Source organism: Pseudomonas palmensis (assembly GCF_017848315.1).
Classification (GTDB): Bacteria; Pseudomonadota; Gammaproteobacteria; order Pseudomonadales; family Pseudomonadaceae; genus Aquipseudomonas; species Aquipseudomonas palmensis.
Genome location: NZ_JAFKEC010000100.1, coordinates 1 through 8,636 on the forward strand (window position 1 = coordinate 1; position 8,636 = coordinate 8,636).

Genomic DNA, 8,636 nt, shown 5'->3' on the forward strand with positions numbered 1-8,636 from the left:
CTCCTGCAGTGCCCTGCCCCCCCGCAAAAGCGCCCCGACCGGTCAGCACCTAGTGCATCGATTACCCAGGATTTCTGGCATAATCGCGCCCCCTTATGACCGGGTCAGAATTCCTTCATGATCGATTTATTCAGCGGACTTGATGCCTGGGTACTGGTGAGCCTGTTGCTCGCCTTGACCTTCGTGCTCGCCTTCGAGTTCATCAATGGCTTTCATGACACCGCCAATGCGGTAGCGACTGTCATCTATACCAAAGCCATGCCGCCGCACCTGGCCGTGTTCTTTTCCGGCGTGTTCAATTTCCTTGGCGTCCTGCTGGGCGGAGTCGGGGTGGCGTATGCCATCGTGCACCTGCTGCCGGTTGAGCTGCTGATCAATGTGAACACCGGGCATGGCCTGGCCATGGTCTTCTCGCTGCTGGCCGCGGCCATCGCGTGGAACCTGGGTACCTGGTACTTCGGCATCCCGGCGTCCAGCTCGCACACCCTGATCGGCTCGATCCTGGGCGTGGGCCTGGCCAACGCGCTGCTCAACGACATTCCACTGGGTGACGGGGTCAACTGGCAGAAGGCAATCGACATCGGCATGTCGCTGGTGCTCTCGCCCATGGCCGGCTTTGCCGTGGCCGCGCTGGTGCTGATCGGCCTGAAGTGGTGGCGTCCGCTGTCGAAGATGCACAAGACGCCTGAACAGCGCCGCAAGCTCGACGACAAGAAGCACCCGCCGTTCTGGAACCGCCTGGTACTGGTCATTTCGGCCATGGCCGTCAGCTTCGTGCACGGTTCCAACGATGGTCAGAAAGGTATCGGCCTGATCATGCTGGTGCTGATCGGCATCGTGCCGGCGCAGTTCGTGCTGGACCTGAACAGCACCACCTACCAGATCGAGCGTACTCGTGACGCGACCCTGCACCTGAGCCAGTTCTACCAGCGCAACAGCGAAACCCTGGGCGAATTCCTGGCACTGGGCAAGGCCAAGGCCGGTGACCTGCCGGAGCAGTTCAGCTGCAATCCGCAACAGACCGAGCCGACCATCACCGCGCTGCAGCAGTCGCTCAACGGCGTGGCGGACTACCATTCGCTGACTGCCGAGAAGCGCGTGGAAGTGCGGCGTTACCTGCTGTGCCTGGATGACACGGCGAAAAAGGTCAGCAAGTTGCCAGGCCTGGAAGCACGTGAAAAGGCCGACCTGGACAAACTGCGTCGTGACCTGACCGCGACCACCGAGTACGCGCCGTTCTGGGTGATCCTGGCGGTGGCCCTGGCCCTGGGCCTGGGGACCATGGTGGGCTGGAAGCGTGTGGTACTGACCATTGGCGAGAAGATCGGCAAGCAGGGCATGACCTATGCCCAGGGCATGTCGGCGCAGATCACCGCAGCCTGCGCGATTGGCGCGGCCAACATCTTCAGCCTGCCGGTGTCGACCACCCACGTGCTGTCGTCGGGTGTGGCCGGGACCATGGTGGCGAACAAGAGCGGCCTGCAAGGCGGCACCGTGCGCACCATTCTGCTGGCCTGGGTGCTGACCCTGCCGGCGACCATCGCCTTGTCGGCGGGGTTGTTCTGGTTGGCGTCCAAAGCCATCGGTTGAAATAACGCAGTACCGCAGAAGGGTCAGCCATTCAGTTGGCTGGCCCTTTTTCATGGCCCTGCGCAAACGCACTGTCATTTATGTCAGTAGACGATGGGCCACCTGCAGCGCACCCTCCTTTTCACGCCGACAAGGAGAATGCACATGTCGAAGGACGGCCATATCCACGCTTGCGCTGGCGCCATGCTCATCGCCCGGGCCCTGCACAGCGCCATGCGTTTGCCCAATGGCGATGTGCTGGTTGCCGGCGGCATCACCAATGGCGGGTTTGCCACCGACAGCGTGGAACGCTTCAGCTTTGAGCAGCGCGAATGGACGCATCAGCCCCCAAGCAGAAGGCGGCATTCTCGCAACTCACGGTCACTCTCGACGACAGGTCCTTTCTGCTGGTGGGCGGCTCGCAAACCGGGGAAGCCAGCGACCACGTCGAGCGTTTCGACCCCATCCGCTCATGCTGGACAACGCTGCGCAGCCTCCAGGTTGCCCGCTTCAGCCACACCGCTACGTCATTGTGGGGCGGCACGAACAAGGTGCTTGTCATCGGCGGCAACCACCTCAAGGGCGATACCGGTAAAGTGCTCGACATCGTCGAGCTGTACGACGTCGCCAGCGACGAGTGGTATCAGCTCGGTGAGCGCAGTCAGGCACGCATGACCCACAGCGCCACGTTGCTCGATTCCGGCAAGGTGCTGATTATCGGCGGCTATGCCCCCGACCAGGCACTGACCCACTGTGAACTCTTCGACCCGCAGACCGGGCGGTTCGAGCCGACCAGGCCATTGCCTGCCCCCCGCATGCAGCATACGGCCACGCTGCTGAACAATGGCCAGGTGATGGTGGCGGGCGGCACCTGCATGCCGTTTGGTGAAAGTGCACTGGAATCGTTTTTGTACGATCCGCTAACCAATACCTGGCGAAGTGGCCCGCCCATGCAGCGTGGACACCAGGGGCACACCGCCACGTTGCTGCCCGATGGTCGGCTGCTGGTGGCCGGCCATACCAGACTGCCCTACCGCCCCAGCACCGAGCTGTACGACCCACGCCAGGATGCATGGGTGCTGGGCAGCGAGCTGAACGAACCGCGTTTCTCCCACAGCGCCACGTTGCTGCCCGACGGTCAGGGCGTGCTGCTGTGCGCAGGCCAACTGCTCACACCCGACACGGCCTATACACGAAGCTGCGAGCACTGCTGCGGCCCCTTGGCACAACCTGCCGAGCCTGCGCAGGGTACCGGCTCGGTGCCTTCGGGCCCGCTTGAGAACTTGCCGGCGAACCGGCAACTCCACTGCCTCGACGCCTTGTCAGCGGCGCTTGCTGCCCCCCAGCAGTGAGCCCATCAAGCCCCGCACCAGTTGCCGTCCGAACTGATTGGCCGCCTGGCGCACCGCCGACTTGATCGCCTGCCCCGCCGCGCTCTGCAAGAACTCCCCGGCCTTGTCGGCCAGGCTTTCCTCAGCCGGCGCCTGCTGCGCCGATGGCACCTGCCCCTTGCGCGCCATCAATATCTCGTACGCCGACTCCCGATCGATCGGCTTGTCATAGCGCCCCTGCAACGGCGACGCCGCAATCAGCGCCGCCCGCTCGGCCTCGCTCAACGGCCCGATGCGCGATTGCGGCGGCGCGATCAGTACCCGCTCGACCATGCCCGGCGTGCCCTTGTCCTGCAGGGTGCCCACCAACGCCTCGCCAATGCCAAGCTCGGTCAGCACCGCCAGGGTGTCGAACGCCGGGTTCGGCCGAAACCCATCGGCCACCGCCCGCAGCGACTTCTGCTCCTTGGCCGTGAACGCACGCAAGCCATGCTGGATGCGCAGGCCGAGCTGGGCGAGCACATCGTCCGGCAGGTCGCCCGGCGACTGAGTCACGAAATACACCCCCACCCCCTTGGAACGAATCAACCGCACCACCTGTTCCAGACGATCCTGCAGGGCCTTGGGCGTGCCGCTGAACAACAGGTGAGCCTCATCGAAAAACAGCGCCAGCAGAGGCTTGTCCGCATCGCCACGCTCGGGCAACTGCTCGAACAGCTCCGCCAGCAACCACAGCAGGAAGGTCGCATACACCTTCGGCGCCTCGTGCACCAGGCGGCTGGCATCGAGCAGGTGGATGCGCCCGCGCCCGTCGGCAGCAGGCTGCAGCAGGTCTGGCAACTGCAACGCCGGCTCACCGAACAGAGCCTCGGCCCCTTGCTGCTCCAGGGTCGCCAGGCGCCGCAACAGGGCCTGGCTGGAACCGCTGGTCATCAGCGCACTGTCTTCGCCGAGCACCTGCGGGTTGTCCTTGAGGTGGCCGAGCAGCGCCTTGAGGTCCTTGATGTCCAGCAGCAACAGGCCCTCGCGATCGGCCACCTTGAACGCCGCATACAGCGCCGCCTGCTGGCTGTCGTTGAGTTCGAGCAGGTTGCCCAGCAGCAACGGGCCCATTTCGCTCAAGGTCGTGCGCAACGGGTGCCCGGACTTGCCGTGCACATCCCACAGGGTCACCGGATACGCCTGCGGCCGATGCTCGAGCCAGGGCATGCCGGCAATCCGCTCGGCCACCTTGCCCTGCGGGGTGCCCACCGCACCCAGGCCGCACAGGTCGCCTTTGACGTCCGCAGCGAACACCGCCACGCCGGCATCGCTGAAGGCCTCGGCCAGGTGCTGCAAGGTCACGGTCTTGCCGGTGCCGGTGGCCCCGGCAACCAGTCCGTGACGGTTGGCCAGACGCATGGCCTGGCACACCGGCTGCCCCGCCAGGTCCGCACCGAGAATGAACTGCGAAGAGTCAGGCATGTTTTTTCACCCTCTGTTCAAGCTTTAGTAGTACTCGGCCGATACCAAGTGTTGATGTTTCACCCAGAAAGTCAGGAAAAGCCCGACAAGGACATGGGAACTGCACTGCTTTCAAGATGCCTTTGTGCGAATGACCCGGATATAAAGACCTTAGCGGACCCAATACGCCATGAATAAAAGCTTCCGTTTCAGCCATAAGATCTTGCTGGCTGCTTCCCTGATCGTCCTTGTGGCCTTCACCCTCTTTACTCTCTACAACGATTACCTGCAGCGTAATGCGATTCACGAAGATCTGGAAAACTATGTCGGCGAAATGGGCGATGCCGCCTCGACCAACATCAAGAACCTCTTCGAAGGACGCCTGCTGCTGGTAGAGAACCTGGCACAGAACATCGCGGCAGCTCCCGGCAACCTCGATTCGCTGCTGGACCAGAAGGTGCTGGCGTCGAGCTTCATCACGGTGTACATGGGCAAGACCGACGGCGGCTTCACCGTGCGCCCGGTGATCCAGATGCCTGACGGCTACGATCCGCGCATCCGCGACTGGTACAAGGACAGCATGGCGGCCAACGGCCCGACCCTGACCGAACCCTACCTGGACATCAGTACCGGCAAGATGGTGATCGGCATGAACGCCACAGTGTCGCGCGAACTGGGCGTGGTCGGTGGCGACATGGAGCTGGACGCCCTGGTCAAGATCATCAACTCCCTGAATTTCGGCGGCATGGGTTACGCGTTTCTGGTGAACGACCAAGGCAAGATCCTGGTGCACCCGGACAAGGACCTGGTGATGAAGTCGCTGTCGGACCTGTACCCGAACAACACCCCGCGCCTGACCAAGGAACTGACCGAGGTCGAGAACAACGGCCAGACCCGTATCCTCAGTTTCGCACCGGTCAAAGGCCTGCCATCGGCCAACTGGCACATCGGTCTCTCGATCGATAAAGAAAAAGCCTACGCGATGCTGAGCAAGTTCCGCACCTCGGCGGTGATCGTCACCGTGATTGCGGTGGCCATCATCATCGCCCTGCTCGGCATGCTCATCCGCGTGCTGCTGCAACCGCTGCACATCATGACCCGCGCCATGGAAGACATCGCCCAGGGCGAAGGCGACCTGACCAAGCGGCTGAGCATCCACAGCAACGACGAGTTCGGCACCCTGGGCCGCGCCTTCAACCACTTCGTCGAGCGTATCCACAGCTCGATCCGCGAAGTGTCCTCGGCCACCCAGCAGGTCAACGAAGTGGCACTGCGCGTGGTCAGCGCCTCCAACTCCTCGATGGTCAACTCCGACGAGCAGGCCAACCGCACCAACAGCGTGGCCGCCGCGATCAACGAGCTGGGCGCCGCTGCCCAGGAAATCGCCCATAACGCCGCGCAAGCCTCGCAGCAGGCCAGCTCTGCACGCCACCTGGCCGAAGAGGGCCAGCAGGTGGTAGACCGCAGCATCCAGGCGATGAACCGTCTGTCGGACCTTATCTCCACCTCCAGCTCGCACATCGAGACGCTCAACAGCAAGACCGTGAACATCGGTCAGATTCTCGAAGTGATCACCAGCATCTCGCAACAGACCAACCTGCTGGCCCTCAACGCGGCCATCGAGGCGGCCCGTGCCGGTGAAGCCGGGCGCGGGTTTGCCGTGGTGGCCGATGAAGTGCGCAACCTGGCCCACCGTACCCAGGAGTCGGCACAGCAGGTGCAGAGCATGATCGAGGAGCTGCAGGTCGGCGCCCGCGAGTCGGTCGACACCATGAGCCAGAGCCAGCGCCACAGCCAGGACAGCGTCTCGATCGCCAACCAGGCCGGCGAGCGCCTGGGCAGCGTGACCCTGCGTATCGGCGAGATCGACGGCATGAACCAGTCGGTGGCCACCGCCACCGAAGAGCAGACCTCGGTGGTCGAGTCGATCAACATGGACATCAACGAAATCAACATGCTCAACCAGGAAGGCGTGGAGAACCTGCAGGCCACCCTGCGTGCCTGTTCCGACCTGGAACAGCAGGCCGGCCGCCTCAAGCACCTGGTCGGTACCTTCCGCATCTGACCGCGCGCGCCCGGCGGCTTGCTCGCCGGGCGCGCAACATGATCGAACAAACTATCCTTCACTGAGGTCCACCCTAGGGCGCGTCATCCACCGCATATCCATGCGCGATGACAACCTGAAGACGGTCTCGGAGGGATGCTGATCGTGCACATCGCTGACATCACCATGTTCTACGCCCCCGCCAGTGGCGGTGTGCGTACCTATCTTGATGCCAAACACCGCCGCCTGGGCCTGAACCCCGGCGTTCGCCACAGCCTGCTGATCCCCGGCGCCAGCGCCAGCCATGCCAATGGCATCTATCAGGTGCCTGCCCCCGCCCTGCCCTTCGGCAACGGCTACCGCTTCCCGCTGCGTCTGGCGCCCTGGCGCAACGTGCTGCATGACCTGCAACCGGACCTGATCGAAGTGGGCGACCCCTACCTCACCGCCTGGGCCGCGCTCGATGCACGGCGCCAGCTCGATGTGCCGGTGATCGGGTTCTACCATTCCGACCTGCCGCTGCTGGTCGGCAACCGCATGGGCCACTGGTTCACGCCCAATGTCGAAGCCTATGTCAGCAAGCTGTACGGCAACTTCGACCGGGTGCTGGCGCCCAGCCAGGTGATGGCCGACAAGCTGCGCGGGCTGGGCATCGGCAATGTGCATGTACAGCGCCTCGGGGTGGACCTGCAGACCTTCCACCCCGATCATCGCGACCCCGGCCTGCGCGCCGAACTGGGGCTGGCCGACACCACGCGCCTGCTGGTGTTCGCCGGACGCGGCTCCCGGGAGAAGAACCTGCCCGTGCTGCTGGACTGCATGAAACGCCTGGGCAAGCACTACCACCTGCTGCTGGTGGGTTCGCACATGCCCAGCAACGTGCCGGCCAACGTCACCATCATCAACCACTTCTGCCCGGCCACCCAGGTCGCCCGCCTTTTGGCCAGTGCCGATGCGCTGCTGCACGCCGGCGACCAGGAGACCTTCGGGCTGGTGATACTCGAGGCCATGGCCAGCGGCATCCCGGTGGTGGCGGTAGCGGCCGGGGCCTTTACCGAAATCGTCGAACCGGGCTACGGCCGGCTGTGCACACCCAACGACGGCCAGGCGATGGCCGCCGCCGTGCGCGAGCTGTTCGAGGCCGGCGCACCGCAACTGGGGCAGCAGGCACGCCGGCATGCCGAACAGCACTACGCCTGGGACACGGTGGTCGGCGGCCTGCTCGAACACTATCGGGCCGTGCTGGGCCATCACGAGCAACCGGTGCGCGCCCATGCCTGAACAGCCTGACCTGCACAACCAGCACCCCAGCGTGCTGCTGGTGCTGCACGACGTGGCCCCGGAAACCTGGCCCGACTACCAGCCCTTCGTCGAAGCCGTCGACGCCCTGGGCGACATCCCCATGACCCTGCTGGTGGTACCCGACTTCCACCGGCGCAACCCTGTGCAGCAGGCCCCGGCCTTTCGCCAGGTGCTGGAGCGGCGACTGAGCCGGGGCGACGAACTGGCCCTGCATGGCTACTACCATGCCGACGACGGTCCGCCGCCACGTTCGCCGCGCGAGTACTTCATGCGTCGCATCTATACCTGGGAGGGTGAGTTCTACGCCCTGGGCCAGGCCCAGGCGCTGCATCGCCTGAATGCCGGGATCGAGCTGTTCCAGGCCTGCGATTGGCCGCTGACCGGCTTCGTTGCCCCGGCCTGGCTGATGAGCGAAGGCACTCGCCAGGCCCTGCGCGAAACCCCGCTGCACTACACCAGCGACCCGCAGCACCTGTTCCGCCTGCCCGACTTCAGCCGCATCGACGCCCCGGGGCTGGTGTGGAGCGCCCGCAGTGCCTGGCGCCGCGGGCTGTCGAAAGTGCTCAGCGAGGCGCGCCGGGCACGCCTGCAGCAGGCGGCCACGATCCGCCTCGGGCTGCACCCGGTGGACATGCGCCATGCCTATTCGCGCCGCTACTGGCTCGACACCCTGCAGCAACTGCTGCAGCAGGGCCGTACCCCAATGACCAAGATGGCCTGGCTGGCCAGCAGGCCCGGCGCATGACTCGCCTGGGCTGGCTCACGCTGGCCCTGCTGCTGGCGCTGCTGGTACCGACGCTGCTGGGCGGCAGCGACCTGCTGCCGCGCCTGCAGCGGTTCCCGCTGGCGCTGCTGATGGGGTTGTTCGGCATGATCGTGCTGTGCTGGTGCATCAACGCCCTGCGCCTGCGTCTGCTGCTCGGCACCCAGGGGGCGGCGCTGGGGCG

6 protein-coding genes and 3 pseudogenes are annotated in these 8,636 nt (G+C 64.7%); 8 read left to right on the forward strand and 1 reads right to left on the reverse strand.

The window, feature by feature from the left end:
• The first annotated feature begins 117 nt into the window (after positions 1-117).
• From JZZ72_RS27075 to JZZ72_RS27080, 3 genes and pseudogenes are all read left to right on the forward strand, one after another.
• Entirely contained in the window at positions 118-1,590 is a 1,473-nt protein-coding gene (locus JZZ72_RS27075; protein WP_043862134.1) for an inorganic phosphate transporter, read from the forward strand.
• Positions 1,591-1,803: 213 nt separating this feature from the next.
• A pseudogene (locus JZZ72_RS28400) lies at positions 1,804-1,872 on the forward strand (hypothetical protein); the annotation flags it as partial.
• A 29-nt stretch (positions 1,873-1,901) separates the two neighbouring features.
• On the forward strand, positions 1,902-2,921 hold the full coding sequence (locus tag JZZ72_RS27080; RefSeq protein WP_236066345.1) for a Kelch repeat-containing protein: 1,020 nt from the start codon (positions 1,902-1,904) through the stop codon (positions 2,919-2,921).
• Here the strand turns inward: JZZ72_RS27080 and JZZ72_RS27085 are convergent.
• Positions 2,892-4,364 carry a helicase HerA-like domain-containing protein gene (locus JZZ72_RS27085; protein ID WP_210015458.1) on the reverse strand — a complete coding sequence of 491 codons (1,473 nt, stop codon included), beginning with the start codon at positions 4,362-4,364 and terminating at the stop codon, positions 2,892-2,894. The genes JZZ72_RS27080 and JZZ72_RS27085 overlap by 30 nt on opposite strands.
• A 169-nt stretch (positions 4,365-4,533) precedes the next feature.
• Here JZZ72_RS27085 and JZZ72_RS28405 point away from each other — a divergent pair.
• The 5 genes and pseudogenes from JZZ72_RS28405 to JZZ72_RS27105 all read left to right on the forward strand — a co-directional run.
• Positions 4,534-5,550: pseudogene (locus tag JZZ72_RS28405) on the forward strand (cache domain-containing protein); the annotation flags it as partial.
• A 93-nt stretch (positions 5,551-5,643) separates the two neighbouring features.
• On the forward strand, positions 5,644-6,408 hold the full coding sequence (locus JZZ72_RS28410) for a methyl-accepting chemotaxis protein (protein WP_370409115.1): 765 nt from the start codon (positions 5,644-5,646) through the stop codon (positions 6,406-6,408).
• A 135-nt stretch (positions 6,409-6,543) separates the two neighbouring features.
• On the forward strand, positions 6,544-7,668 hold the full coding sequence (locus JZZ72_RS27095) for a glycosyltransferase family 4 protein (protein ID WP_054914809.1): 1,125 nt from the start codon (positions 6,544-6,546) through the stop codon (positions 7,666-7,668).
• Complete coding sequence (locus tag JZZ72_RS27100; RefSeq protein ID WP_058540899.1) at positions 7,661-8,434, forward strand: DUF2334 domain-containing protein; 774 nt, start codon at positions 7,661-7,663, stop codon at positions 8,432-8,434. The genes JZZ72_RS27095 and JZZ72_RS27100 overlap by 8 nt, the downstream gene beginning before the upstream one ends.
• Positions 8,431-8,636, forward strand: a pseudogene (locus JZZ72_RS27105) (UPF0104 family protein); the annotation flags it as partial. The gene JZZ72_RS27100 and the pseudogene JZZ72_RS27105, both read left to right, overlap by 4 nt.

Coding starts and splice junctions, on each gene's coding strand:
- JZZ72_RS27075 (WP_043862134.1), top strand. CDS start 118: ATGATCGATTTATTCAGCGGACTTGATGCCTGGGTACTGGTGAGCCTG.
- JZZ72_RS27080 (WP_236066345.1), top strand. CDS start 1,902: ATGGACGCATCAGCCCCCAAGCAGAAGGCGGCATTCTCGCAACTCACG.
- JZZ72_RS27085 (WP_210015458.1), bottom strand. CDS start 4,364: ATGCCTGACTCTTCGCAGTTCATTCTCGGTGCGGACCTGGCGGGGCAG.
- JZZ72_RS28410 (WP_370409115.1), top strand. CDS start 5,644: ATGGTCAACTCCGACGAGCAGGCCAACCGCACCAACAGCGTGGCCGCC.
- JZZ72_RS27095 (WP_054914809.1), top strand. CDS start 6,544: ATGCTGATCGTGCACATCGCTGACATCACCATGTTCTACGCCCCCGCC.
- JZZ72_RS27100 (WP_058540899.1), top strand. CDS start 7,661: ATGCCTGAACAGCCTGACCTGCACAACCAGCACCCCAGCGTGCTGCTG.